Here is a 23584-nt window from a genome sequence, read left to right on the forward strand (position 1 = left end):
AGCTACGAGGACGTTCCTGCGTTGAGCGCCGCAGCGCCAAATCGACGCGATTGGTCCGTAGCTGACCTACGGAGCGCGGCCAGTCGAGGACCGCTAGTGGGCCCAAAGCGGACTCCAGCGCATCGCGCTGCCCCTGAGGGAGTAGCGAAGCCTCGAATAGCCTTGGAGCAACTTATGGGCGCACTTTCGTGACCGAGCCCGTTAACATAGTTAAATTGATTTGCTGGTTTTTCCCGATAGTTTTTTGCGCAGGGGAGAACATTCATGCGAAGCTCTCGCGCAATCCTTTATGCCCAACGACTTAGCGAACTCACCTCTCAGCTCTCAGAATTGGAATATATTCGAGGTCTAGTCGAAGAAGCAGAGCGAAGCGCCCGCAGTGTGCCTCCATTACGCTTGACACATCCTGCTTCGCGCCGCCTTCGAACTCGTGAACCAGGCGCCCTGTCTGTCCGCTTCCGTCGCCGCGCGCCACCAAGCTGGAATGCAGGCCCTATCAGCCCCTGACAACGACAACCAAGTCAATCGGACTTTGCTGGAGCCATTCCCCGACGGATGGTGGGCTTCCTCCTAAAACCTCTCCAAGCGCTCGCCTTCACTCCTGCTGAGAAGGAGGGGACGAGAAGCGCCAGCAATGATAAGCGACTTCGCACATTGATACGCATCGCCGGCCGAGGGTCTAACCGTAGGCGTCGGTGGCTGAGAGACAATTCCGCGCTCCCGCCTGCATGTTAGGAGCGCAAAATGGCCGAAGAATTCAGCGCCGAGACACGTGCCTGCTCGAGCGAGCCAACGAACCATCGCTCAAAGTCGTCACTTAGCCACGGAACATCGCCCACTCGTCCCTGAGTGCGAACTAAATCTCCGACACAGGCTGCTCAACATAGTCGCCCTGCATACTGATGACCGGAGATTGCCGGGTCCGCGCACCTGACGACGCTTGAGGGCTTCGGTCCGCTGCCCCTGAGGAAGTTCCGAAAAGTGCGAAGCCGGACGAAACTTATTGTCGCACTTTGTGACCGGACTTATTAACATGGTTCAATTGATTTAATAATATTTAAGGTATTTAATCTCTGCGCCAGCTCCGGAGAGACCCCATGCCCGACGAAGACGATGACCGCCGCGAATTTCTGAAGACCTGCGGAAAGTTCGCGGTGGTGACACCTCCAGCCATAACGCTGCTGCTCTCCACCTCCCTCACGTCCGATGCAATTGCTAAATCGGGTGCGAGCGCGGTCCATCACCACGGCAACAATGGCTGGGGTAACGGCGGCGGCGATGGTAGTCCCAACGGCAAGGACGACAGAGGCCGCTGAACATTTGTAGGCGGAACGGCAGTTTGGAACGACTCGTCAGTTACCAAGTTTTCCCAATGCCCATCCCCAAGTGGGTGATTCAGTCGGGCCCCAGCTCTTCCCCCATTGCCCCCCGGGAGCTGGGGCCCATTTTGTTGCGCCTTCCGGCGCCGGTTTCGGAGCTTCGACAACATTCAGTCATGAAGCAACAAGGAGGGATCCGCATGCCGATCCAAGTCGTGATGGACAGTACCGGCGACAGCCGTCACTTTTTCGACGCCAACGATGCACGAGAAGTAGCCAAGGCGGAGCAGCGATTCCGCGAGCTGAGGAACGTCGGCTTCACCGCCGCGGTCCGGACCGGTTCAAATCAGGTGTCGCAGATCCGATCGTTCGACCCCACTGCGGAAGAAACTCTCTTCTTCCCCAGGCTGGTCGGCGGCTGAATCGCTGAGCCGTGTGGCTGTTCAGGCCGTCCCGGCCGGGTGAACGCTCACGGATGAGGGCTGCAAAGGCGCTGTTCATTAGACACGGCGCCGAGAGCACTCCCGAAGGACGCGCGCTGCTGCTGCTGCGGCATTGCCTCTCGCCCCTCCAGCGGCGGCAATTCACGCAAACAGGCTATTTCGATGTGGTCGGCGGCGATACGGGCAACCGCTATAGGATCTATGCGGGAGCGGCTGCGAATGTCTGCGAGATCGGCGAAAACGGTCGCCCAAAGATCGGCTTGTGCTTCCTGCCCGTTGGCGATCTTCCGATTGGCGACGTCATGCTGGCCCAGAAGATCGCGCTCGAAACGTGCGAGGCCAGCGCGCTCGCAGTAGCCCGAAAGTTCACTCCCAGCGGTTTCTTGTTCAGCCGGTCCCGCCCGCTTCGCTAGCCGCGGTGTTGCGTCAGTCAAGTTTGGGCGTCGGTGACGTCTCCCATTGGCCCATCTGCGACCTCGAAGGCCTTCAGGTCTGCGGCCGATGTTGGCGGTAAACCGGACATCTGGCGGGCGGCCGCTTAATGAGTACACGCCCTGGCAGGGCGGAAGCGCATGCTTCGTCTCCATCGCGGCGGATAATCCAGCGGGCATCCGAGCTGCTGGTGATCGCCGGCCGGTCGCGCGCATCAATGGGCGTGCGTCTCTCAGGGACGAATGTGGATAATCGTATTCCCCTTGCGTCGCTTGGTCGGATTTAACGCGGCGACGGCATCATCGAGGGTCGAGACGTTGCCGATGTTCGTCCGCAGTCGTCCGTCCCGCACCCGCCGTACGATCTCACTCAGTTGGGCTCGATCGGACTCGACGACGAAGTCGACCGCCAGGCCATCGGAGGGCCGCGTCTCGGCCGGCCCCACGATCGTCACCAATGTTCCTCCGGCTCGGATCAGTGCTGCGGATCGCTTCTGGATGTCACCGCCGATGACATCGAAGACCAGATCGACTTTGCCCACGTCCTTCAGGGTATCGTTGTCGAGGTCGACGAACTCCTTCGCGCCGAAGTCGAGCACCGTCTGACGGTCGGCGGCGCGTCCAGAGCCGATGACGTAGGCGCCGGCCTCTCGTGCGAGTTGCGTCACCATCGATCCGACTGCGCCGGCCGCGCCGTGTGCGAGGACGCTTTGCCCCGCCTGAAGGCGGCCGTGTTGGAACAGCCCTTGCCACGCCGTCAGGCCCGAGATCGGCAGACTCGCACCTACCGTAAAGTCGACGTCGCCCGGCAGCGGTGCAAGGTTGCGTGCCTCGATCGCCACATACTCGGCCAGCGTGCCGTCGCGATACCAGTCCGCGAGGCCGAACACCCGCTGTCCGACTGATGGTCCCGTTGTGCCATATCCGAGGGCGGAGACCACTCCGGCCAGCTCGTGCCCAGGGATCGACGGTGTTCGGTCACGTTCGAGGCGATCGGTCCAGGTCGAGGGCCACGCCAGCTCAGTCGGTACAAATCCCGACGCATGAACCTGAACGACGACGTCGTTTATCGCTGCCTGCGGCTCGGGCCGGTCCATGAGCTTCATCCCGGCCCTTCCTGCGGCCTGGTCCGTTACAACGATCGCCTTCATGGGAATTATCTCCTCGGTCATTTGTCTCTTGGGCGAATAATGCAAAGAGCGTGGACGCACCGGCATCCACAGAATGTCAGGCTGTGTGGAACTCGTGTCTTCGTGTCCGCAATCTCCGCTCTCCGCATTGACCGGGGCTCCCACTCATCCTGATGGATAGGGATCGCTCCGGTCGCCGGTCGTCAGCGAATAGATGCGTTGCGCCCGGCTATAAAACAGGACCAAGAATGCCGATTTTGGCTGTACCAAGCGCGAGGGCCGCCTCCCGATACAACCCGATTGTGCCAAACGGCTCCACTGGCTGCCGAGATTTGCTCGGTGATCGAGAGCGCCTTGAGACGGCGAACAGGAATCGAGGTTGCGGACGGTTCAGTCTTTCGCGCGCAGCCCCGCTTCGATGCGCTGGATCAGTTGCTCCCGCAGCGCAGGCACCACGTTTCCGAGGACGACGAAGGTGCGGACGATAGGCAAATACGGCTCCATTGCCGCCGTCAACTCCGCCAGAGACATGCCGGCCAGCCGCGCATATTCGGATTGCGCCGCCGCATTGGTCGCGCGCGGCCGCTCCGGATTGTCGGCTATTTTCGGGCCGAGCTCGGACAGGATGACATGCAAGAACCCAAGATCGAGGGCGGCGGGCCCGCGCATCGCGAAGGTCCAGTCGACGAGCTTGGGGCCTTCCGCAGTCATGATCACGTTGCCGGGGCTAAGGTCGCAATGGCAAAGCCCGCCGCCGGTCGACAGGCGATCGATCAGGGTGAGGATGTCAGTGGCGACGTGCTTCGGGACCTTGCCGTCGTCGTGCCGCAACTCGCTCTCCATATACGCGCGCATGGAGGGGAGCTCCGGCGGTGGCGACGTCTTGTGAAGAGACATGGCCAGAGCCGCGATGATCGCGCCCGCCTGTTCGAACGTCACCGCGCCGGTGCGCGAGAGATGCCGCAGGGTCGGTCCGTCGAGGCGCTCCAGCACGATGCCGAAGCGCCCGTCCAGCGTCACCTCTCCCAACACCGCCGGCACGGGGACGCCGGCGGCGTGCACGGCGCGGATCATGCGTACCTCGTGTCGGCCGAGCAGATGAGAGACGCCGGCCTTAAACAGCTTCACGACCTGACCGGGCGCCCAGGCGTAGGCCTCGGAGAAGGCGCCTTCACCGATCTTTTCCCCCAGCGATCCCTGCATGTCCGTTCTCCGCCGCGCAGATGAAACACCGGCGGCGAGAAAAAAGGAACCCTTCCCGTCGCGGGGGCAGCCGGACATTATCATCGCGTTTCAACCTGCAGAGACCTTCGATCGCAGTCGCAGCCTCGGGGCCGTGATCGGCCACTTGTGACGTATAGCGGTCAGACGAAGTCGGGGATAAAACAGCGTTCAGGAAACTGGATCCAAAACCCATGGCTTTTTGGACAGCGGGCGCGGTTGGGTTGTTGATCGCCTATCTCCTTGGCTCGGTCCCCACGGGCCATCTGGCGGGGAAGCTGCTCAGGGGCATCGACATCCGAAGGCATGGCTCCAAGTCCACCGGGGCAACGAATGTCTTGCGCACTCTCGGCAAGGGGGCTGCCTTGTTCGTGCTCGTCGGCGATGTGCTGAAGGGCGTGGGTGCCATCATCGTCGCGCGTTCGTTCTGCCCTTGGCTGTACGCGGAAATATCCCCGCCGCCGACAGCGTCTGATCTGCATGTCTGGGTGCCATGGGCTGTTTGTCTGGCTGGACTTGCTGTGCTGTTGGGACATAGCCGATCGATCTGGCTGAACTTCACGGGCGGCAAGTCGGCTGCCGCGGGGCTCGGTGTGTTGCTGGCGATGTCTTGGCCCGTCGGATTGGGGGCTGCAGCCGTCTTTGGCCTCGTGCTGGCTATGACCAGGATCGTTTCCTTGAGCTCGATGCTCGCGGCTTTGACGTCAATCGTTCTTGTCTGCGCGGTCGAGCACCCATTGCCGTATCGGTTGCTGGTGATCGGAGGCGGCCTCTACGTGATCATCCGCCATCGTGCCAACATCCAAAGGCTTTTGGCGGGAACGGAGCCGCGTCTGGTTCGAAATGGCCAGGGTACGAAAGCGGAAGTGCAGGTTTAGCAGACGACTTATTTGCCGCGCTTATTGAGGTGCAGCAACGCTCAGTTGTCGAACGGCGCTGAGCGATATCAATTCACAATAGCGAACCCAACGGAGGGAACATGGCCTTCAGATCAGCGAGCTTTGTCCTCAACGCTGGAACATGGGAGGCCAAGGTAGGAGACCGTCCGTTTCACGGTTATTACTCATCCATACTGACCAGCGAAAATGGACAACTGAGGATTATCGAAGAAACGGTTGCAGTCGCAGCGCCCTGATCGTCTCGGTGATCAGCCGAAGCGGGAGCGCATAGCGGAGGCGACAGTTCCAGAAGCACGCTTCCTCGCGCTCTCGTGCCCCGGCGCAGCGCGGCGCTTCTTTAGCGGTGCGTTGCAGAGCCGGGGCCCAGTCGCTGGTTGTATTGTGTGGCTTTCTGGGTCCCGGTTCTGCGCAGCAACGCTTGCGCGTTGCAGCGCGCCCGGGACACGCGAGCGCCCAAGACGGGCCAGAAAAAGCCCATTCAAGCTCCGTGACGTCCGCGAACTTACGACAGGAGAGCTAAGTTCAACTGCGCCAGAAAGCCGGCGGACGGGATGGACTAACGCGTGCGTCCTGACCGCTTGAGATCGGCGACCTTAAACCTGTTGCCGGCGGCCAGACTGCTGCACAACCAGTGAGCCTTGTTTCGGTTGTCGCCCAGGAACGTCCTGGTTTCGACGCAGTCCAGGTAGGATTTGTGGGTGATGGTGTCTCGGCAGGTCGGCGAGAAAGGTCCGTAGTCTATGTTGCCGCCCGACACGCTGCATCCAACCCAGGGATCTTTGCCGCTTGGGAAGCTTGATGCACAGCCACCGTTGCAGCTGCTGGCGACTTTCTCCAGGCTGGCAATCCTCCCCATCACAGAACCCGGCGCATACGAAGGCGTTCGCGCGACTGACGTTTGAGCTGTTGAGGCAGTCCGACGCGGCGCAATTGTGTTTGCTCCTCGCTCCGACACGTGCGGCCTTGCCACCTGTTTCGGCGCGTCGACCGTGACGGGAGGAATCGTGGCGGCGGAGCCGGTTGGGATTTGCGACGCTGCCGGCGCGCACAGCAAGACGGTCGACAAGACAGCGATGGTTGAAGGCACGACAAGGCTTGATGCGAATCTCATGACCATGTCCTTCCAAATCCGGACGGAAATTTCCGCCCGGCAAGTGCACGGTAACATACATTCGGGAGCGAGCAACCGAAGGTTGAAAAAAATCTGGCCATGACTCGCTGTGCCCAGCTCGCAGCGTAGCGTCACGTCCACGGGGCGCTGCTGCGTATCCACGAGAGAGGGGCCAAAATAAAACGGGACCCGAAAGGGCCCCGCAAAAGTCTTCTACGTTCCGCGATCTTACTTGATCTTGGCTTCGCGGAATTCGACGTGCTTGCGCGCCACGGGGTCGTACTTCTTCTTGACCAGCTTGTCGGTCATGGTGCGCGAATTCTTCTTGGCGACGTAGTAGAAGCCAGTGTCGGCCGAGGACACGAGCTTGACCTTGATGGTGACCGCTTTGGCCATGTTCAGAACCTCAGGAATGAAGGGAATCTGGAGCCGGCCAAATGGCCCGCGTTGGCCGGCAACCTAGCCAGAAACCGCCTGATGTCAAGATTTTAGGGCTCGAAAAGCACCCAGATCAGGCCGATTACGCCTCGAAGAACCGGTTTTTGGGCCGAGGCAGGCCCAGATTCTCTCTCAAAGTGGGCCCTTCGTACTCTTTCCGGAAAATCCCGCGGCGCTGCAGCTCCGGGACCACCTTGTCGACGAAATCGTCGAGGCCGGCAGGCAGGAACGGGAACATGATGTTGAAGCCGTCGGAGCCGCACCCGACCAGCCATTCCTCCATCTGGTCGGCGATGGTTTTGGCCGTGCCGACGAAGGATAGCCCGCCATAGCCGCCGACGCGTTGGGCGAGCTGGCGCACCGTGAGCTTGTCGCGGGCCGCGAGGTCGACCATGCGCTGGCGACCGCTCTTGCTGGCATTGGTCTCCGGGATTTCCGGCAATTGCCCATCCGGATCGAAGCCGGAGGCATCCGTGCCGAGGATGACCGAGAGCGAGGCGATGGCGCTGTCGTAATGCACGCGGCTGTCGAGCAGCGCGCGTTTCTCCCTGGCCTCGTCGACGCTGTCGCCGACCACGACGAAGGCGCCGGGCAGGATCTTGAGGTGTTCAGGATCGCGGCCGACCTTCTCCATGCGGCCCTTGATATCGGCATAGAGTTTCTGGCTGTCGGCAAGGCTGCCGCCGCCGGTGAAGACGGCTTCCGCGGTCTCGGCGGCGAGCTGCCTGCCGTCCTCGGAGGCGCCGGCCTGCACGATCACCGGCCAGCCCTGGACCGGGCGGGCGATGTTGAGGGGACCGCGCACCTTCAGATATTTGCCGTGATGGTCGAGCACATGCATCTTGGCGGGATCGACGAACACGCCGCTTTCGACGTCGCGCACGAAGGCGTCGTCGGCAAAGGAATCCCACAGGCCCGTGACGACGTCGTAGAACTCGCGGGCGCGCTTGTAGCGCTCGGCGTGCTCCATGTGGTCGTCGAGGCCGAAATTCAGCGCCGCATCCGGGTTCGAGGTGGTGACGATGTTCCAGCCCGCCCGCCCGCCGCTGAGATGGTCGAGCGAGGCGAAGCGCCGTGCGACGTGATAGGGCTCGTCGAACGTGGTCGAGCCCGTCGCGATCAGGCCGATCCGCTCGGTGACGGCCGAGAGCGCCGACAACAGCGTGAAGGGTTCGAACGAGGTGACCGTGTGGCTGCGCTTGAGCGCATTGACCGGCATGTTCAGCACGGCGAGGTGATCGGCCATGAAGAAGGCGTCGAACTTGCCGGCCTCGAGCTTCTGGATCAGCGTCTTGATGTGGCCGAAGTTGAAATTGGCGTCCGGCCAAGCCCCGGGATAGCGCCAGGCACCGGTGTGGATGCTGATCGGGCGCATGAACGCGCCAAGCTTGAGTTGCCGTTGTGCCATCGCCCGGTGTCCGTTCTTGGTGTCGTTCCCGAAGACATAGGCACGCCGCGGAACTCCGCCATCGGGGGAGGCAGGAAGATTATTTTGTTTTTCGCGACGCCCTGAGCACATTCGCGTCATTCCGGGCCGCGCCCGGAATGACGGAGGAGTCCCATCGAACCGATCCACGGCTCACTCCGACCAAGCCATGACTTTCGCTCCCGAGGAGACCTTCGATGGCAGGTGCAATGACCGTGGACGGGCGCATCGTCCGCATCGACCGGCCCATGCCCTGGGTCGGGCGGCTGCTGTCATTGCCGCTGCTGGCGGCGAGCTTCTATCTGCTGTGGAATGTCGCGCTCGGCCTGCGGCAGGATTTCTCCGGTTTTGGGCGGCTCGCCGATGATCTGTGCCGGTGGTGGTGTTCACGGGACTCGGGCTGCTCGTGGGCATCCCCGGAATCATCCTGCTCACCTTTCGCACCTTCGTCGTGCTGAACGAGACGCTGCGCCAGATCGTCATCACCAGGCAGTTCGGCCCGCTGAATTTTCGCAAGCATCGCGATCTCGCCGATTATCATTTCATCAGCATTACCGACGACGACGATCCGGAGCTGACGACATATGATGTCAATCTCTGCGGCAACAAAGGGACCGAGCCGATCACGCTGATGAGCTTCACCAAGCGCGAGGAAGCCAGTCGCTTCGCCAGCGAGCTCGGGCGAGTGCTGAACCTTCCCGCGCGCGACTATGTCGGCACCGAGCCCGACGCGGACAATGCGGACGTCACGAACTGATCAGCTCAAAATATCCTTCTGCATCTTGCCGCCGTAGAAATGGAAGAACGGCACCGGCGCATCGTGGCGGAGCGGGCCGGTGGCAAGGCGCGCGTCGAGCTCGTTGAGCACATTGCGCGTCATCGGATGCAGATCGGCGAGCGGCTTCGAGCCGAGCTCGACCCAGACCAGCTCGACAAGCTCGGCATCGGCGTGGATCACGCCGTCGACGCGATGGGTGATCGCGGAGGCGTCCGCCGTGAAGAAGCGCGTGTCGAACCGCTTGACGCGGCCGGGCGGGGTGATTGCGCGCGCGATCAGGAACAGGCTGGAGGGATCCGGCAACAGGCCCGCATCCGCGAACGGCTTCCAGGCGCCTTCGAGTTTTGTCTTTACCTCGGCCTTGCGTCCGAGGCAGAGACCCGTTTCCTCGCAGGCCTCGCGGATCGCGGCGATCGCCAGCGATTTTGCGCGGGAGGCCGGCGTCTTCGGGCTGCCCTTGGCGAGATTGGCTTCCAGTTCGGCGGTGATCGGCGCCGCGCATGGTACGCGATAATCGTCCTTGTCGACGCGGCCGCCCGGGAAAACGAATTTTCCGGGCATGAACACCACCTTGTCGTGGCGCTTGCCGACCAGGACTTTTGGAATGGCTCCGCTGCGGTCGACCAGGATCAGTGTCGCGGCATCCCTAGGGCGGAAATAGGGATGATGATCGGCTTCCTTGCCCTCGTGGATCTTTGCCTTGTCGGCTGCCTGCGACGTATCCGTCATGTCCTCACCCAAACCACTACTTGTTTATTTTGCTTACACCGGCGGAATACCATCCGTCGGGTTCTCGTCAAACCCGTGCATGCGCAGAGCCCATTGCAATCCGACCACGGCTCCCTTCACCGGCTGCAGCAGTGCCAGCGAGGCGACGAAGGTGAAGGGCAGATAGGCCGCGAAGCTGATCCAGACCGGCGTCGTATAGTTGGTCTCGATCCACAGAATAGTCGGCACCACGATGTGCCCGACAATGACGATGACGAGATAGGCTGGCAAATCGTCGGCCCGATGCGGCGTGACATCGAGGCCGCAGACGGAGCAGTTATCCGCGGTCTTCAGGAAGGCGCGGAACAGCTTTCCCTCGCCGCAGCGCGGGCAGCGGCCGCGAAAGCCGCGCCTCATCGCAGCAAAGACGTCGCGCTTCTCGACGAGGCCGGTGTCGCGGGTCCAGATCTTCGGCGCCGTGCTCGTCGTCACCATGCCTTGCCCTTCTGGCCCTTGCCCTTGCTTTTTCCCTTGGCCGTTTTCCCCTTGCCGGGCTTCTTCGGCTTGTCCGGCTTGCGCTTCTTGTCAGGACTGCGCCCGGGGTGCGCCTTGAACGAGCGGCGGCGTTGCGGACCGGAGGACCTGCGGCCCCGCGGTGCGGTCTCGCCGGACGAGGACAGCAGCTCGAAGCGCAACGCGCCTGCGATCGGAGCCGCCTCGATCAGGCGGACGTCGACAACATCACCGAGCTGATGCATGGTGCCGCTGCGGGTGCCGACCAGGGCGTGGCGGCCCTCGTCATAGTTGAAATATTCCGTGCCGAGGGATCGGATCGGGATCAGGCCGTCGGCGCCGGTCTCGGCGAGCTTGACGAACAGGCCGGCGCGCGTGACGCCGGAGACGCGGCCCTGGAAGCTCGAACCGATGCGGTCGGCGAGGTGATGGGCGATCAGGCGGTCGACGGTCTCGCGCTCCGCTTTCATCGCGCGCCGCTCGGTCACTGAGATATGAGCTGCGACCTCGCTCAACGTTTCCGGCGTCTCGGTGTCGGGCAGCGCGCCTTCGCCGAGGCCGAGCGCGCGAACCAGCGCACGGTGCACGACAAGGTCGGCGTAGCGGCGGATCGGCGAGGTGAAATGCGCATAGCGGCGCAAATTCAGGCCGAAATGACCGTAATTCTCCGAAGAGTATTCGGCCTGTGCCTGGGCGCGCAGCACGACCTCGCTGACCAGCGGAAAGTGGTCGTGGCCTTCGAGCTGCGCCAGCACGCGGTTGAACAGAGCGGGGCGCAGCGCGCCGCCTTTCGCGAACGGAACGTCCAGCGTCGCCAGGAATTCCGCGAGCGCGTGGACCTTTTCCAGGGTCGGCTCGTCATGCACCCGGTAGATCAGCGGCAGCGACTTCTTCTCGAGCATCTCGGCTGCCGCGACATTGGCGAGGATCATGAACTCCTCGATCAGCTTGTGCGCGTCGAGCCTGTCGGGCACGACGACGCGGTCGACCGTGCCGTCGGGCTTGAGCAGGATCTTGCGCTCGGGCAGATCGAGATTGAGCGGATCGCGCTCGTCGCGCGCGCGCTTGACGCAGGCATAGGCGGCATAAAGCGGCCTCAGGATTGGATCGAGCAGGGGGCCGGTGGTGTCGTCCGGCCTTCCGTCGATCGCGGCCTGCGCCTGCGCATAGTTCAGCTTGGCTGCGGAGCGCATCAGGATGCGGTGGAAGCTGTGCGACCGTTTCCGCCCATCCGGCGCGATGATCATCCGCACCGCGAGCGCGCCGCGCGGCTCGCCCGGCACCAGCGAGCAGAGATCGTTGGAGATGCGCTCGGGCAGCATCGGCACGACGCGGTCGGGGAAATAGACCGAGTTGCCGCGATCGAGCGCATCGCGGTCGAGCGCGGTGCCCGGTCGCACGTAGAAGCTCACATCGGCGATGGCGACATCGACGATGAAGCCGCCCTTGTTGTTGAGATCAGGATCCGGCTGCGCGTGTACCGCGTCGTCGTGATCCTTGGCATCCGGCGGATCGATGGTGACCAGCGGCACATCGCGCCAGTCCTCGCGCCCCTTCAGATTGGCCGGCTCCGCCGCTTCGGCTTCGCGCTCTGCCGCGGGACGGAATTGCAGCGGGATGTCGTGCGCGTAGATCGCGATCAGGCTGATCGCCTTCTCCGACTTGACCGAGCCGAGCTTCTCCTTGACGCGGCCTGACGCCAGCCCAAAGCCGCGCGAGCGGATGATGTCGACGCTGACGAGATCGCCGTCCTGCGCGCCGTGCGTCTCAGTCGGGGCGATGTTCAGCTCGCGGTCGGCGGACTTCTTGTCGACCGGGATGATCCGTCCGCCGCCTTCGGGCAGGCTGCGGAAGACGCCGAGGATGCGGCTCTTGGTCTTGTCGAAAACCTTGATGATGTGGCCGCGATAGGCCGGGCCTTCGGTCTCGTCGGATCGCTCGACCCGCAGCAGCGCGCGATCGCCAACGCCGGCCGCGGTGCCGGGCTTCGGCCGGCGCGGCATCGTGATGAGGATCTTTGGCGGCTCGCCGCTTTCGACCTCGTCCCATTCAGTGGGGGAGGCGACCAGCTCGCCGTCGGCGTCGCGGCCGGTAATGTCGGCGACCAGCGTCGGCGGGAGGCTGTCCGGCTCTGAAATCGTATGGCGCTTTTTCTTGACGAGCCCGTCGTCGGCGAGCTCGCGCAGCATGCGCTTGAGCTCGATGCGGTCGGCGTTCTTCAGGCCGAACTCGCGTGCAATTTCGCGGGTTCCGACCTTTCCGGGATTTGCCTTGATGAAGGCGACGATGGCTGCCCTGTCGGGAAAGCCACGGTCATTCTTGCGTTTCACTTAGCCTCTATTTGGTGCCGGCACTTTTCTTGGCCGGAGCTTTGGCGCCAGCTGCCTTGGTCGGTGACGTTTTGGCCGTCGACGACACGGCTGCGCGCGCCTTGCTGGTGGATTCGGATTTGGGTTTGGCCGCCTTCTTCGCGGCCGGCTTTTTGGTTTTTGGTGCGGCGTCATCGCCGTCGGCGGCCTTCGCCGCAGCCTTCTTGGCCTTGGCCGGCTTCGCCGCTTTCTTCGGCTTCTTGCCGCCGCCCTTGGCCGCACGCTCGTCGATCAGCGCGATTGCCTGCGGCAGCGTGATGGCGTCTTTCTCGATGTCGCTCGGGATCGTGGCATTGACGCCACCCGCGGTGACATAGGCGCCGTAGCGGCCGCCCTTTACCGTGACGGTGCCGAGGGTGGGATGATCGCCGATCGCCCTGCCGGGATCAGCGCCGAAGCGGCGGCTCGGGCCCTTGGCGATCTTCTCCGCGATCAGCGTCACCGCGCGGTTGATGCCGATGTCGAACACCTCATCGCCGGCCTCGAGGCTGGCATAAGTCTTCTCGTGCTTCACGAACGGCCCGAAGCGGCCGAGACCCGCGGTGATCGGCTCACCGGTTTCCGGATGCTTGCCGATCTCGCGCGGCAGCGACAGCAGCTTGAGCGCAAGCTCGAGCTCGACATCTCCAGGGGACATCCCCTTCGGAATGCCTGCGCGCTTCGGCTTCTCGCCCTCCGCATAATCCTTCTGCTCGCCGAGCTGGATGTAGGGGCCGAACCGCCCGGCCTTGACCCAGACATCGCGGCCCGTATCCGGGTCCTGGCCGAGCGAACGATCGGCCGTTGCCTCGCCGTCGGCGGCGAGCTGACGGGTGTAGCGACATTCCGGATAGTTCGAACAGCCGACGAAGGCGCCGAACTTGCCGGCCTTGAGATTGAGCCGCCCGTTGCCGCAGCTGGGGCATTGCCTGATGTCGCCGCCATCGGTGCGGGGCGGGTAGATGTGCTGTCCCAGCATGTCGTCGAGCACGTCGAGCACCTGCGCGACGCGCAAATCCTTGATCTCGTCGACCGCGCCGATGAAGCCGGTCCAGAAATCCTTCAGCACCTGCTGCCAGGAGATCTCGTTGTTGGAGATGCGGTCGAGCTGCTCTTCCAGATTGGCGGTGAAGTCGTATTCAACGTAGCGGGCAAAGAAGCTTTCGAGGAACGCGACTACGACGCGGCCCTTGTCCTCGCCGTGCAGGCGCTTCTTCTCGAGCTTGACGTAGCCGCGGTCCTTCAGCACCTGGAGGATCGAGGCATAGGTCGAGGGCCGGCCGATGCCGAGCTCTTCCATGCGCTTGACCAGCGAGGCCTCGGAGAAGCGCGGCGGCGGCTCGGTGAAGTGCTGGGTGACGGCGAGCGACTGCCGCTTCAGCGCATCGTTGGGGCTCATCGCGGGCAGGCGGCGGGAGTCCTCGTCCTCCTCGTCGTCGCGGCCTTCCTGGTAAAGTGCGAGGAAGCCGTCGAACTTGACGACCTGGCCGGTGGCGCGCAGGTCCAGCGTGCGGCCGCCGACCTTCGCCGTGATGTCGACCGTGGTGCGTTCCAGCTCGGCCGATTCCATCTGGCTCGCGATGGTGCGCTTCCAGATCAGTTCATAGAGTCTCGCCTGGTCGGACTCGAGCTTGCGGCTCATGCTGTCGGGACGGCGCGACATGTCGGTCGGCCGGATCGCTTCGTGGGCTTCCTGGGCGTTCTTGGCCTTGGCCTGGTACTGACGCGGCGCGTCCGGCACATAGGCGTTGCCGTAATCCTCGCCGATCACCTTGCGGGCCTGGGTGATCGCGGACGGGTCGATCTGCACGCCGTCGGTACGCATATAAGTAATGAGTCCGGTGGTCTCGCCGCCGATGTCGATGCCTTCATAGAGCCGCTGCGCGATGCGCATGGTGTGCGCCGGCGCAAAGCCGTATTTGCGGCTGGCTTCCTGCTGCAGCGTCGAGGTGGTGAAGGGGGCCTGCGGATTGCGGCGGGCCGGCTTGGCATCGACCGCGGTCACCGCGTAGGCGGCTGCTTCCAGCGCCTTCTTGAAGTCTTCGGCTTCCGCGCCGGTGCCGATGTCGAGGCGCTGGATCTTCTTGCCGTCGGCGCCGACGAGACGGGCCTCGAAGGCGTCGCCGCGCGGCGTCAGCAGGGTCGCGATCAGCGACCAGTATTCGCGCGCAACGAACTTTTCGATCTCGAGCTCGCGGTCGCAGACCAGACGCAGCGCCACCGACTGCACGCGGCCCGCCGAGCGGGCGCCCGGCAGCTTGCGCCACAGCACGGGGGAGAGGGTGAAGCCGACCAGATAGTCCAGCGCGCGGCGCGCCATATAGGCGTCGACCAGCGCACCGTCGATCTGGCGCGGATTCTTCATCGCGTCCGTCACCGCCTGCTTGGTGATGGCGTTGAACACCACGCGCTCGATCTTGTGGTCCTTGATCGCGCGCTTCTCTTTCAGGACCTCCAGCACGTGCCAGGAGATGGCCTCGCCCTCGCGATCAGGGTCGGTGGCGAGAATCAGGCGATCGGCGTTCTTGAGGGACTTGGCAATGTCGTTGAGCCGGCCGGCCGCCTTGGGGTCGACCTCCCAGATCATCTTGAAATTGGCGTCGGGATCGACGGAGCCGTTCTTTGCCGGCAAGTCGCGGACATGGCCAAACGAGGCCAGAACCTCGTAGGACGAGCCCAAATACTTGTTGATCGTCTTGGCTTTCGCCGGCGACTCCACAATGACGATATTCATGTAGTTCCAGTAACTTATGGGGAAATTTGGGGCCGAATTCGATGAGATTCGGGTCGGCCCTTTCGTCCCGAACATGGGTGGTGAGGCCGTCGCTGTCAAATCGAGGGCTGTTGAGAGCCCTCCCGATGGGAAAAGTTTCATATCGAGAAAGTTGCAAAATACCACCTTTGAGTTGCGGTCGATGTCGGCGTAATGTTGCCGCGGGGCATGGATTCGGGTGGGGGCTGGTGACTAAGCCAGGAAAGAAACGGGCGGGCGCCGCATCGCGCGCGGGGGGAGGCTTGCGTCACGAGGAACCGGGGGAGGGCGGCGTCGAGGAGGCGGTCGCCTTCATCGCCGAGCAGGTCGGGGCCCTGCGCAAGCTTGCCGAACGGCACAGGCTCGACGTGCTGCATTATCTCCTGGGAATGACCAAGCTCGAGGCGGACGAGCATCTGCGGCTGAGGAGCAAGCGCAGGCTGTCGTGAAGGGGGCGATGTACTGCTCCAACGACGGTGCGGTTAGCCGTTGCGGCTTGCCATTTTGGCCAATCGCAGGCCGAGATATGCGGCCGTGCCGAGGTCGCTCTCCGGCAACGAGCCGTCAATCAAGTGTGTTGCCAGACCAAGCTGGCTGCCCAAACGATTGCGGCCGCTCGGATCCTCGCCACCGGGAATATCCAGTCCGCACCAGAGCATGCCGTGCTGCGCGGCCAGAATGGAAAAGTAGGACAGTGTGTGGAGTTGATCGCCGCTTGCGCAGGCGCCCGTGGTGAACCCGGCTGCGATCTTGTTGGCCCAGCGCTGCTGGCTCCATCGATCACTTGAAGCATCGGCAAACGCTTTGAATTGAGCGGCTGGCCCGCCCATATAGGTCGGGCTGCCAAACGCAACTGCGTCGGCGCCATCGATCGTCTCCAGTAAGCTCTCATTCTGAAAGCGGCCTGACACGATGTCGCCGCCGGTGATGCGACACAGCGTGACCTGCGCTTTGCCATCTGCTCCGCGCGCAACCGCATGCGCCAGCTTCTCGGTGGTGCCCGAGATGGAAAAATAGGTGATGGCGAGCAGGGGCATGGTGGTGCCAGTTTGGTGGGACCTCGCCATCTTTGACGCTGTCGATGGCTTGTACAAGTCCGCCACGCCATATTGCGAGTTGGGACGCTCGGGTACATGCCGACCCGCCTTCGATGAAAGTGGGTCAACCTGCGGAGCAATCGCGGGCTGTCGTAGCCGCGAAGACCGAGCGGAATCGGTCGCCAGGACGACGTTGAAGAGACAGCGCACCGCTATCCCGCTGACCGTCGCCGCGGCGCAGGCCGCGGCTTCAGCGAGGTGTCCGCGAGGCTGAGCAATCGCCCGTCCTCCGCGCGCAGTTCGAGCTTCTTCACCGGTCGGCCTTTCTCGCGATCGACCAGGATGGTCGCGATCTCCGACGGGCGATCGTCGAAATCCTCGCCCCATTGGCGCAGCGCTACCAACACCGGGAAGACGCCGCGGCCTTTCGGCGTCAGCACATATTCCTCGTAAGGGCTGCCGTCGGAGGCGGGGGCCGTGGTCAGGATGCCGTGATCGACCAGCGCGCGCAGCCGCGTCGACAAGATGTTCTTGGCCATGCCGAGCTTGCTCTGAAACTCACCGAAGCGGCGCAGCCCAAACAGCGCCTCGCGGATGATCAGCAGGGACCACCGGTCGCCGATCGCCTCCAGCGATCGCGCGATCGGGCAGGCGTCCCCCTCGAAGCTCGTCCGTTTCACCATGATCTGGTCCTTTCGCGATCGCACGGTCCTGTCACCGTTCACGCGCTCTTGTGGTTGCATCTTAAAACCAGGTGGCCTAGATGGCAATCGTAGTTTTATGATGAAACCACTGGAGGCGAACGTGAGACTGAAGAACAAGACGGCCCTGATCACCGGCGGCAATAGCGGCATTGGACTGGCAACGGCAAAGCTGTTCGTGGCCGAGGGCGCCAAGGTGGTGATCACCGGGCGCAAGAAGGAGACGCTCGAGGCGGCCGCGAAGGAGCTCGGGCCGAACGCGCTCGCGCTCGCCGCCGACGCCACCGACATTGCCGCGACCGAATCTGCGATCAAGAAGGGCGCCGAAAAGTTCGGCAAGTTCGACATCCTGTTCGCCAATGCCGGCATCGCCGGCGGTACGCCGCTGGGGTCGGCCACGCTGGAGGTCTTCGAGAAGGTCATCAGCACCAATCTGACCGGCGTGTTCTTCACCGTTCAGTCCGCGCTGCCTTATCTCAACGACAATGCTTCCATCGTCCTCAACGGCTCGGTGATCTCCGTGCTCGGCATTCCCGGCTATTCGGCCTATGGCGCCGCCAAGGCCGGCGTGCGGGCGATGGCGCGGATCATGGCCTCGGAGCTCTCGCCGCGGGGCATTCGCGTCAACGTGGTCGCGCCCGGTGCGATCCGCACGCCGATCTGGGGACCCGCGACCGCGACGCCCGAAGCCGAGAAGGCGTTCGAGAAGCGGATCGCGCTGACGACGCCGCTGGGGCGCATTGGTGAAACAGATCACGTCGCCAAGACGGTGCTGTTCCTCGCCTCCGACGATTCCGCGCATGTGCAGGGCCAGGAAATCTTCGTCGATGGCGGCGCGGTTGCCTCTCCGAGCGGCGCGCCGATCTATCGCGGCTGATCAATCTTGGTGCAAATTGAATCGGTCGGCGCAGCGGCGAGCGGTTGCGCCGGCCGGTTCCCATGTCTCGCGAGCTGTATTTTCTGAACGTTGCGGGAGGCATTGAACCTTCGCTTGCGCTGCCAAGACACTTTTACGGGCAGGGGGTCACGAAGACTCATTTCAAGGGAGCCCGATATGCCAAAGGCAGCTCGTATTATTTCCCCGATTTCAGCACCGCGTATTTACACCGAAAACTCCGCCGTTCCTGCCAAGCGTTCCGACACCTCCGAGTTCGTCGGGGTCGCTCTTTTCTCCGGCATCGGCCTGTTCGTTTCCCTCGTCGCCGTCATCCTGGGCATTCAGGGCGCCTGGTTTTAGCTTCGCCGATCGCGCACCGGTCGATCAGCCGCCGCAAGCGATGTTGCGGCGGCTGATGATGTGCGCGTTATCAGGCCGCGCGGAGGGCGGTCGCCGCCTCGAGCGCGCTTGCGAGCGACTTCTCGCGATGCTCCGGGCCGACCTGGATTCCGTCGGCGCTGATGAATTCGGGATGATGAATCCCCATGAAACCGAACACGCCACGCAGATAGCTTTCGAGGTGCTCCAGCGACGCGGCGGGCGAGCCCGCGCCGTAATAGCCCCCGCGCGAAACCGCGAAGATTACGCGCTTGCCGCCGGCAAGGCCCTGCGGGCCGTTGGCCCCATAGCTGAACGTCTTCCCCGCCACCAGGACCCGGTCGATCCAGGCCTTGAGCTGGCTCGGAATGGTGAAATTGTACATGGGCGCGCCGATCACGACGATGTCGGCGGCAAGAAACTCGTCCAGCGCGGCCTTGCTGGCGGCGAGATCGGGGCCGAGCTCCGCCGGCGCAGGCGCGCCTTGCGCGGCCGCCAGATGCGAGCCGGAGAGATGGGCGAGCGGGCTCTGCGTCAGGTCGCGATAGACGATGTCGAGCGATGGCGTCGCCTGCCTGAGACGGTCGACGATGGCGGCGGAGACTTGCCGCGAAACGGAGTGGGGGCCGAGCACGCTGGAGTCGATGTGGAGGAGTTTCATTCGGGATCACCCTGGTATAAGTTTGTAACCAGAGCTACATGAGTGACTATCGAAATCCCCGCAAGAACGCACCTTTTTGAGCCATGGGCACATCCCTGAAACCTGCGCACATCGATTTGCCCGCCTCACCAAGGCCGGATCCCAACCATGCGGACTGCCGCGGCGTCGCCTCGATCCTCGCGCGCGTCGGCGACAAATGGAGCGTGTTCGTCATCATGATGCTAAGTGACGGGCCCAAGCGCTTTAACGAGCTCAAGCGCATGATCAATGGCATTTCGCAGCGGATGCTGACCTTGACGCTGCGCGGGCTCGAGCGTGACGGCCTGGTCACACGCACGATCTTCCCGACCATTCCGCCGCGGGTGGATTACGAGCTGACCGATCTCGGCCGGGGACTGCAGCAGCCGGTAAAGGCACTCGGCGAATGGGCGATCACGCATCAGCAGCAGATCGCCGCGGCGCGTACGCGCTTCGACGAGCGGACCACTCCTTAAAGCAGCGAGACCAAGCCACCGCCGTGGCGTTCGAGCCGGCCGGCGAGCTCGAGTTCCAAGAGCACGGTACGCACGATGGCCGGCGAGGCGCCGGACATCCGCACGAGATCGTCAATCGTGACAGGGGCAGGGCCGAGCAGGCCGGTGATCTGGTCGCGGTCGTGCCCTTGAGGATCGCTCTCGAACGGCTCGCTGTCGGGCTCGCGCGCGGTACGCATCAGCGGCCGCTCCATGATCGGTGCGACCGCGTTGACGACGTCGGCCGCTTCGGTGACGAGCGTCGCGCCCTGCTTGATCAGATCGTTGGTGCCGGCGGCGCGCGGGTCGAGCGGCGAGCCCGGCACGGCGAACACTTCGCGACCCTGTTCGGCGGCCATGCGCGCGGTGATCAGCGAGCCCGAGCGGTGCGCCGCCTCCACCACGACCACGCCGAGCGCGGCGCCCGAGATCAGCCGGTTGCGGCGGGGAAAGTCGCGGGCGCGCGGCTCGTGGCCGAGCGGCATCTCGGAGATCGCGGCACCCTTGCGGTCGAGGATCGAGGCCAGCAGATCGCCGTGCTCCGGCGGATAGATGCAGTCATGTCCGCCGGCGAGCACGGCTATGGTGCCGCTCTCGAGGCTGGCGCGGTGCGCGGCCTGGTCGACCCCGCGGGCAAGGCCGGAGATGACGACAAAGCCGGCTTCGCCAAGCTCGCGGGCGAGCTGACCGGCGAATTTCAAGCCTGCACCGGAGGCATTGCGCGAACCGACGATCGCAATCATCGGCCGCATCAGCGTTGCATGGTCGCCGCGCACGGCGAGCAGCGGCGGCGCATCGTCGAGTGTTGCCAGGCGTGCCGGATAACCGTCCTCGCCGGGCGCGAGCCAGGTGATGCCGAACTTGCGGCTCGCGGCGAGCTCGGCTTTCGCCTCGTCGGCGCTACAGATGCGCGCCGATCGCTGCGCACCGCCGCGGCGTGCCAGATCCGGCAGCCGCTCCAGCGCCGCGCGCGCCGTGCCGAAATGATCGACCAGCGACCGGAACGTGCGCGGCCCGACATTGTCGGACCGGATCAGCCGCAGGCGGTCGATCCTGTCGGCTTCGGTCAGCTCTACACTTGGATTGATGGCGTCCACGGCGGCTCCTTGCAGGGACAGCATGGAACAACCTGAAGGCGTGGGCAACAGCGACGTGCGCTTGCGCGACCTTGCCCCGATGCTAAAAGCGATCCCAATAAGAAGGGTATTGCCATGATCTCACTCGCCGACCTTCAGCGCCGCATCGAAGCGGGCGAGCTTTCGCCCGAGGCCGCCATCGCGCAATCGCATGCAGCCATCGAGGCGCGGGAGAAGGAGGTCCACGCCTTCGTCCGTTACGACAGCTCGGCGAAGGCGCAAGGCGCCGGGCCGCTGCGCGGCATCGCGGTCGGGATCAAGGACATCATCGACACCGCCGATTTTCCGACCGAGATGGGATCATCGATCTATCGCGGCTGGCAGCCGCGCGCGGACGCGCCTGTGGTGATGATGCTGAAGCGGGCGGGCGCCACCATCATCGGCAAGACCACGACCACGGCATTCGCCTCGCGCGATCCGACCCCGACGCTCAATCCGCATAACCTCGGGCATACGCCGGGCGGCTCGTCCTCGGGCTCGGCCGCGGCCGTCGGTGCCGGCATGATCCCGCTGGCGCTGGGTACCCAGACCGGCGGCTCGGTGATCCGGCCCGCCGCCTATTGCGGCACCGCCGCGATTAAGCCGTCGTTCCGCATGCTGCCGACGGTCGGCGTCAAATGCTATTCGTGGGCGCTCGACACCGTCGGTCTGTTCGGCGCCCGCGCGGAAGATCTCGCGCGCGGACTGCTGGCAATAACCGGCCGCACCGAATTCGCCGGCATCGTCCCGGCGAAGGCGCCGCGCATCGGCGTTATCAGGCAGGAGTTTGCCGGCGCCGTGGAGCCGGCCGCCGAGGAGGGGCTGCAGGCCGCGATCAAGGCGACGCGGGCTGGCGCCAGCGTGCAGACCATCGATCTGCCGCAGGCGGTGCAGGAGGCCTGGCGCATCCACCCGATCATCCAGGACTTCGAGGCGCATCGCGCGCTCGCCTGGGAATTTTCCGAACGCCACGACGAGATCGCGCCGATGCTGCGCGCCAGTCTCGATGCGACGGTCGGTCTCACACCCAAGGAGTACGACGACGCACGCCGGATCAGCCGCCGCGGGCGCCGCGAGCTCGGCGAATTGTTCGAGGGGTTCGACGTGCTCCTGACCTATTCGGCGCCGGGCACGCCGCCGGCCAAGGAGCTCGCGAGCACCGGCGACCCCCGCTACAACAGGCTTTGGACGCTGATGGGCAACCCTTGCGTCAACGTGCCGGTGCTCAAGGTCAATGGCCTGCCGATCGGCGTGCAGGTGATCGCGCGCTTCGGCAACGACGCGCATGCGCTGGCGACGGCCTGGTTCCTGGAGCAGGCGCTGGCGAAATCAGGCTAGCGCAGGTTCGAGAGCGACGATGCGCTGGCCGGATGCGGCCGGCGCTGCGCTGTGATCTGGACCTTGCTTGAGCCAGCGCCCGGCAGCCTCGCGGCCGCTCCGGTGCAGCGCGCGAATGAAGCCGCGGCCGAGATCGGTCGATGAGCGCTGCGCCAGGCCGTCGACGAAATCTTCCGCGGCGATCCTGGAGAGCCGCAACGACGATGCGGCCTGCGATTGCGCCCATTCCATCGCCGCGATCTCGGCATTGAGGGCGGCGTTGGCCGCGATCTGATCCAGCCTGCGGTCGATCGCGGCGAGTGTGATCGGCACGTAGCTGTCGCGCGCCGGCGTGACCTGGACCAGCAGGATTTCGGCGCTCGTCGTGTCCTGCACGAGCCGCAGCAGGGGCGGATTGCCGCCGAGGCCGCCATCCCAATAAGCCTCGCCGTCGATCTCCACTGCGCAATGAACCAGCGGTGGACAGGTCGAGGCCAGCGCGACGTCGGCGGTGATCACGTCGTTGCGGAAGATCTGCTGCTGCCCGTCGCGGATCCGGGTCGCTGCGATCAGAAGCTTCGGGCAGCGCGCCTCGCGCAAGGCGGAAAAGTTGATGTCGCGCGACAGCGCCTGCCGCAGCGGATCGAGGTCGAACGGATCGAACTGGCCGGAGCGTAGCGTCGGACCGAACGCGACCGAGCTCCCCGCCGGCGAGAAGCCGCCGATCAGCATCAGCGATCGGAACGAGGCTTCGTGCATCAGCCGGATCCAGAAGCGGTTCAGCCGCGCGCGGGCGCCTTCACGGCCGCCCTCGGCGAAGCCGGAAGCGAGCAGCAGCGCGTTGATGGCGCCGGCGCTGGCGCCGCTGATGGTGTCGATCGCGATCGATGGCTCTTCCAGCAGCCGCTCCAGCACGCCCCAGGTGAACGCAGCGAAGGTGCCGCCGCCCTGGAGGGCCAGCGACAATTTTCGCGGCGGCCATTGCCGCGGCGTTCGATCGTGTGTGACGGGCGCTGCGACAGCTACAATTTCGACTGGTGTCCGCGCTTCCACGATCGGTTCAGGCTCGCGCGGTGGAGGCGGGACGGAAGCAGGCGCTGGAGCGACAAGCGGCGAGGGCGCACTAGACCAGATGTCCGTCGTCGAGAGCAGCCGGCTTGCCGCGGTGCAGGCAGCACCTCGCAAATCGCCATCGTCTTGCGCGCTGACAATCTTCTCGCTCATTCTGAGCAACCGCGTAGAGCTATGCCCACGATCAGGGCCAAGCCAGGAACCCGTTCGTCCATACAGCCGTGATTCGGCTGCAAGTTGCGAACACCATTTGCGATATAATGCAGAAGGGGTGCCGCGGTATCCGTGGATTCCCGGCTTAGCATTACAGTTGCTTTTGTTGCGGGCTTCTGAATCCATGGGCAACCATGATTCGAATGTCGTGGGCGCGGGCCGCGTCGGTTGAGGCGACGCTTGCG

General features: G+C 64.1%; 24 protein-coding genes. 11 read left to right on the plus strand and 13 right to left on the minus strand.

Annotation, left to right across the window (positions count from 1 at the left end):
- Positions 1 to 1097 precede the first annotated feature (1097 nt).
- The 3 genes from IVB50_RS16280 to IVB50_RS16290 all read left to right on the plus strand — a co-directional run bounded on the left by IVB50_RS16280 (position 1098) and on the right by IVB50_RS16290 (position 2175).
- Positions 1098 to 1316 (plus strand): hypothetical protein, encoded by a 219-nt coding sequence (locus tag IVB50_RS16280; RefSeq protein WP_085351389.1) that lies wholly within the window; start codon positions 1098 to 1100, stop codon positions 1314 to 1316.
- A 203-nt stretch (positions 1317 to 1519) separates the two neighbouring features.
- Positions 1520 to 1741: a hypothetical protein gene (locus IVB50_RS16285; RefSeq protein ID WP_026232889.1), complete on the plus strand. Its 222-nt coding sequence runs from the start codon at positions 1520 to 1522 to the stop codon at positions 1739 to 1741.
- Between the two features lie 53 nt (positions 1742 to 1794).
- Positions 1795 to 2175: a hypothetical protein gene (locus IVB50_RS16290; RefSeq protein ID WP_018455151.1), complete on the plus strand. Its 381-nt coding sequence runs from the start codon at positions 1795 to 1797 to the stop codon at positions 2173 to 2175.
- A 251-nt stretch (positions 2176 to 2426) separates the two neighbouring features.
- On the opposite strand, the gene IVB50_RS16295 is transcribed toward IVB50_RS16290, so the two are convergent.
- Entirely contained in the window at positions 2427 to 3344 is a 918-nt protein-coding gene (locus tag IVB50_RS16295) for an NADP-dependent oxidoreductase (RefSeq protein ID WP_247296501.1), read from the minus strand.
- A 369-nt stretch (positions 3345 to 3713) separates the two neighbouring features.
- On the minus strand, positions 3714 to 4526 hold the full coding sequence (locus tag IVB50_RS16300; protein ID WP_247296504.1) for an aminoglycoside phosphotransferase family protein: 813 nt from the start codon (positions 4524 to 4526) through the stop codon (positions 3714 to 3716).
- Between the two features lie 212 nt (positions 4527 to 4738).
- On the opposite strand from IVB50_RS16300, the gene plsY reads away from it, so the two are divergent.
- Positions 4739 to 5422: a glycerol-3-phosphate 1-O-acyltransferase PlsY gene (gene plsY, locus IVB50_RS16305; RefSeq protein WP_085395627.1), complete on the plus strand. Its 684-nt coding sequence runs from the start codon at positions 4739 to 4741 to the stop codon at positions 5420 to 5422.
- Between the two features lie 1360 nt (positions 5423 to 6782).
- On the opposite strand, the gene rpmG is transcribed toward plsY, so the two are convergent.
- Both rpmG and IVB50_RS16315 read right to left on the minus strand, forming a co-directional pair.
- Positions 6783 to 6950, minus strand: a complete 168-nt coding sequence (gene rpmG / locus IVB50_RS16310; RefSeq protein ID WP_007603295.1) for a 50S ribosomal protein L33 — start codon at positions 6948 to 6950, stop codon at positions 6783 to 6785.
- Between the two features lie 124 nt (positions 6951 to 7074).
- Positions 7075 to 8400, minus strand: coding sequence for an LLM class flavin-dependent oxidoreductase (locus tag IVB50_RS16315; RefSeq protein WP_247296507.1), 1326 nt, complete (start codon positions 8398 to 8400; stop codon positions 7075 to 7077).
- Positions 8401 to 8615: 215 nt separating this feature from the next.
- On the opposite strand from IVB50_RS16315, the gene IVB50_RS16320 reads away from it, so the two are divergent.
- Positions 8616 to 8876 (plus strand): hypothetical protein, encoded by a 261-nt coding sequence (locus IVB50_RS16320; protein WP_247296509.1) that lies wholly within the window; start codon positions 8616 to 8618, stop codon positions 8874 to 8876.
- Complete coding sequence (locus IVB50_RS16325; RefSeq protein ID WP_247296512.1) at positions 8825 to 9175, plus strand: hypothetical protein; 351 nt, start codon at positions 8825 to 8827, stop codon at positions 9173 to 9175. Before IVB50_RS16320 ends, IVB50_RS16325 begins: the two co-directional genes overlap by 52 nt.
- On the opposite strand, the gene IVB50_RS16330 is transcribed toward IVB50_RS16325, so the two are convergent.
- Genes IVB50_RS16330 through topA form a run of 4 tightly spaced genes read right to left on the minus strand, consistent with a single transcriptional unit; the run spans position 9176 to position 15499 of the window.
- Entirely contained in the window at positions 9176 to 9925 is a 750-nt protein-coding gene (locus tag IVB50_RS16330) for an NUDIX hydrolase (protein ID WP_085351448.1), read from the minus strand.
- A gap of 33 nt (positions 9926 to 9958) precedes the next feature.
- Complete coding sequence (locus IVB50_RS16335) at positions 9959 to 10399, minus strand: DUF983 domain-containing protein (RefSeq protein ID WP_018458336.1); 441 nt, start codon at positions 10397 to 10399, stop codon at positions 9959 to 9961.
- Positions 10393 to 12747 carry a ribonuclease R gene (gene rnr, locus IVB50_RS16340; RefSeq protein WP_247296514.1) on the minus strand — a complete coding sequence of 785 codons (2355 nt, stop codon included), beginning with the start codon at positions 12745 to 12747 and terminating at the stop codon, positions 10393 to 10395. Before rnr ends, IVB50_RS16335 begins: the two co-directional genes overlap by 7 nt.
- Before the next feature lie 7 nt (positions 12748 to 12754).
- Positions 12755 to 15499 (minus strand): type I DNA topoisomerase, encoded by a 2745-nt coding sequence (gene topA, locus IVB50_RS16345; RefSeq protein WP_085383371.1) that lies wholly within the window; start codon positions 15497 to 15499, stop codon positions 12755 to 12757.
- Positions 15500 to 15780: 281 nt separating this feature from the next.
- On the opposite strand from topA, the gene IVB50_RS16350 reads away from it, so the two are divergent.
- Positions 15781 to 15966, plus strand: a complete 186-nt coding sequence (locus IVB50_RS16350; RefSeq protein ID WP_018458332.1) for a hypothetical protein — start codon at positions 15781 to 15783, stop codon at positions 15964 to 15966.
- Positions 15967 to 15999: 33 nt separating this feature from the next.
- Here IVB50_RS16350 and IVB50_RS16355 read toward each other — a convergent pair whose 3' ends face one another.
- Together IVB50_RS16355 and IVB50_RS16360 are read right to left on the minus strand one after the other, a co-directional pair.
- The gene (locus IVB50_RS16355) at positions 16000 to 16554 is read right to left on the minus strand and encodes a flavodoxin family protein (RefSeq protein ID WP_085395633.1); all 555 of its coding nucleotides are present in this window, start codon (positions 16552 to 16554) and stop codon (positions 16000 to 16002) included.
- Positions 16555 to 16766: 212 nt separating this feature from the next.
- Entirely contained in the window at positions 16767 to 17237 is a 471-nt protein-coding gene (locus IVB50_RS16360) for a helix-turn-helix domain-containing protein (protein ID WP_204511390.1), read from the minus strand.
- A gap of 121 nt (positions 17238 to 17358) precedes the next feature.
- Between IVB50_RS16360 and IVB50_RS16365 the strand changes: the two genes are divergently transcribed.
- Entirely contained in the window at positions 17359 to 18132 is a 774-nt protein-coding gene (locus tag IVB50_RS16365) for an SDR family oxidoreductase (RefSeq protein ID WP_247296517.1), read from the plus strand.
- A 177-nt stretch (positions 18133 to 18309) separates the two neighbouring features.
- Positions 18310 to 18492 carry a hypothetical protein gene (locus IVB50_RS16370; protein ID WP_018458328.1) on the plus strand — a complete coding sequence of 61 codons (183 nt, stop codon included), beginning with the start codon at positions 18310 to 18312 and terminating at the stop codon, positions 18490 to 18492.
- A 70-nt stretch (positions 18493 to 18562) separates the two neighbouring features.
- On the opposite strand, the gene IVB50_RS16375 is transcribed toward IVB50_RS16370, so the two are convergent.
- Entirely contained in the window at positions 18563 to 19171 is a 609-nt protein-coding gene (locus tag IVB50_RS16375; protein WP_018458327.1) for an FMN-dependent NADH-azoreductase, read from the minus strand.
- 83 nt (positions 19172 to 19254) lie between these two features.
- Between IVB50_RS16375 and IVB50_RS16380 the strand changes: the two genes are divergently transcribed.
- A complete protein-coding gene (locus IVB50_RS16380; RefSeq protein ID WP_018458326.1) occupies positions 19255 to 19665 on the plus strand; it encodes a helix-turn-helix domain-containing protein in 411 nt (136 codons plus the stop codon).
- Here the strand turns inward: IVB50_RS16380 and dprA are convergent.
- On the minus strand, positions 19662 to 20804 hold the full coding sequence (dprA, locus tag IVB50_RS16385) for a DNA-processing protein DprA (protein WP_247296519.1): 1143 nt from the start codon (positions 20802 to 20804) through the stop codon (positions 19662 to 19664). The genes IVB50_RS16380 and dprA overlap by 4 nt on opposite strands.
- 90 nt (positions 20805 to 20894) lie before the next feature.
- Here dprA and IVB50_RS16390 point away from each other — a divergent pair, with 90 nt between their 5' ends.
- A complete protein-coding gene (locus IVB50_RS16390; RefSeq protein ID WP_247296520.1) occupies positions 20895 to 22136 on the plus strand; it encodes an amidase in 1242 nt (413 codons plus the stop codon).
- Here the strand turns inward: IVB50_RS16390 and IVB50_RS16395 are convergent.
- Positions 22128 to 23339, minus strand: a complete 1212-nt coding sequence (locus IVB50_RS16395; protein ID WP_247296523.1) for a patatin-like phospholipase family protein — start codon at positions 23337 to 23339, stop codon at positions 22128 to 22130. The two genes, IVB50_RS16390 and IVB50_RS16395, sit on opposite strands and share 9 nt — an antisense overlap.
- Positions 23340 to 23584 lie beyond the last annotated feature (245 nt).

The sequence above is a fragment of the Bradyrhizobium sp. 87 genome (assembly GCF_023073015.1).
GTDB lineage: Bacteria > Pseudomonadota > Alphaproteobacteria > Rhizobiales > Xanthobacteraceae > Bradyrhizobium > Bradyrhizobium canariense_D.

Excerpts from the sequence above, each read along its gene's own strand:
- IVB50_RS16280 (WP_085351389.1), top strand. The coding sequence starts at position 1,098 with ATGCCCGACGAAGACGATGACCGCCGCGAATTTCTGAAGACCTGCGGA.
- IVB50_RS16285 (WP_026232889.1), top strand. The coding sequence starts at position 1,520 with ATGCCGATCCAAGTCGTGATGGACAGTACCGGCGACAGCCGTCACTTT.
- IVB50_RS16290 (WP_018455151.1), top strand. The coding sequence starts at position 1,795 with ATGAGGGCTGCAAAGGCGCTGTTCATTAGACACGGCGCCGAGAGCACT.
- IVB50_RS16295 (WP_247296501.1), bottom strand. The coding sequence starts at position 3,344 with ATGAAGGCGATCGTTGTAACGGACCAGGCCGCAGGAAGGGCCGGGATG.
- IVB50_RS16300 (WP_247296504.1), bottom strand. The coding sequence starts at position 4,526 with ATGCAGGGATCGCTGGGGGAAAAGATCGGTGAAGGCGCCTTCTCCGAG.
- plsY (WP_085395627.1), top strand. The coding sequence starts at position 4,739 with ATGGCTTTTTGGACAGCGGGCGCGGTTGGGTTGTTGATCGCCTATCTC.
- rpmG (WP_007603295.1), bottom strand. The coding sequence starts at position 6,950 with ATGGCCAAAGCGGTCACCATCAAGGTCAAGCTCGTGTCCTCGGCCGAC.
- IVB50_RS16315 (WP_247296507.1), bottom strand. The coding sequence starts at position 8,400 with ATGGCACAACGGCAACTCAAGCTTGGCGCGTTCATGCGCCCGATCAGC.
- IVB50_RS16320 (WP_247296509.1), top strand. The coding sequence starts at position 8,616 with ATGGCAGGTGCAATGACCGTGGACGGGCGCATCGTCCGCATCGACCGG.
- IVB50_RS16330 (WP_085351448.1), bottom strand. The coding sequence starts at position 9,925 with ATGACGGATACGTCGCAGGCAGCCGACAAGGCAAAGATCCACGAGGGC.
- IVB50_RS16335 (WP_018458336.1), bottom strand. The coding sequence starts at position 10,399 with ATGGTGACGACGAGCACGGCGCCGAAGATCTGGACCCGCGACACCGGC.
- topA (WP_085383371.1), bottom strand. The coding sequence starts at position 15,499 with ATGAATATCGTCATTGTGGAGTCGCCGGCGAAAGCCAAGACGATCAAC.
- IVB50_RS16355 (WP_085395633.1), bottom strand. The coding sequence starts at position 16,554 with ATGCCCCTGCTCGCCATCACCTATTTTTCCATCTCGGGCACCACCGAG.
- IVB50_RS16360 (WP_204511390.1), bottom strand. The coding sequence starts at position 17,237 with ATGGTGAAACGGACGAGCTTCGAGGGGGACGCCTGCCCGATCGCGCGA.
- IVB50_RS16370 (WP_018458328.1), top strand. The coding sequence starts at position 18,310 with ATGCCAAAGGCAGCTCGTATTATTTCCCCGATTTCAGCACCGCGTATT.
- IVB50_RS16375 (WP_018458327.1), bottom strand. The coding sequence starts at position 19,171 with ATGAAACTCCTCCACATCGACTCCAGCGTGCTCGGCCCCCACTCCGTT.
- IVB50_RS16380 (WP_018458326.1), top strand. The coding sequence starts at position 19,255 with ATGGGCACATCCCTGAAACCTGCGCACATCGATTTGCCCGCCTCACCA.
- dprA (WP_247296519.1), bottom strand. The coding sequence starts at position 20,804 with ATGCTGTCCCTGCAAGGAGCCGCCGTGGACGCCATCAATCCAAGTGTA.
- IVB50_RS16390 (WP_247296520.1), top strand. The coding sequence starts at position 20,895 with ATGATCTCACTCGCCGACCTTCAGCGCCGCATCGAAGCGGGCGAGCTT.
- IVB50_RS16395 (WP_247296523.1), bottom strand. The coding sequence starts at position 23,339 with ATGAGCGAGAAGATTGTCAGCGCGCAAGACGATGGCGATTTGCGAGGT.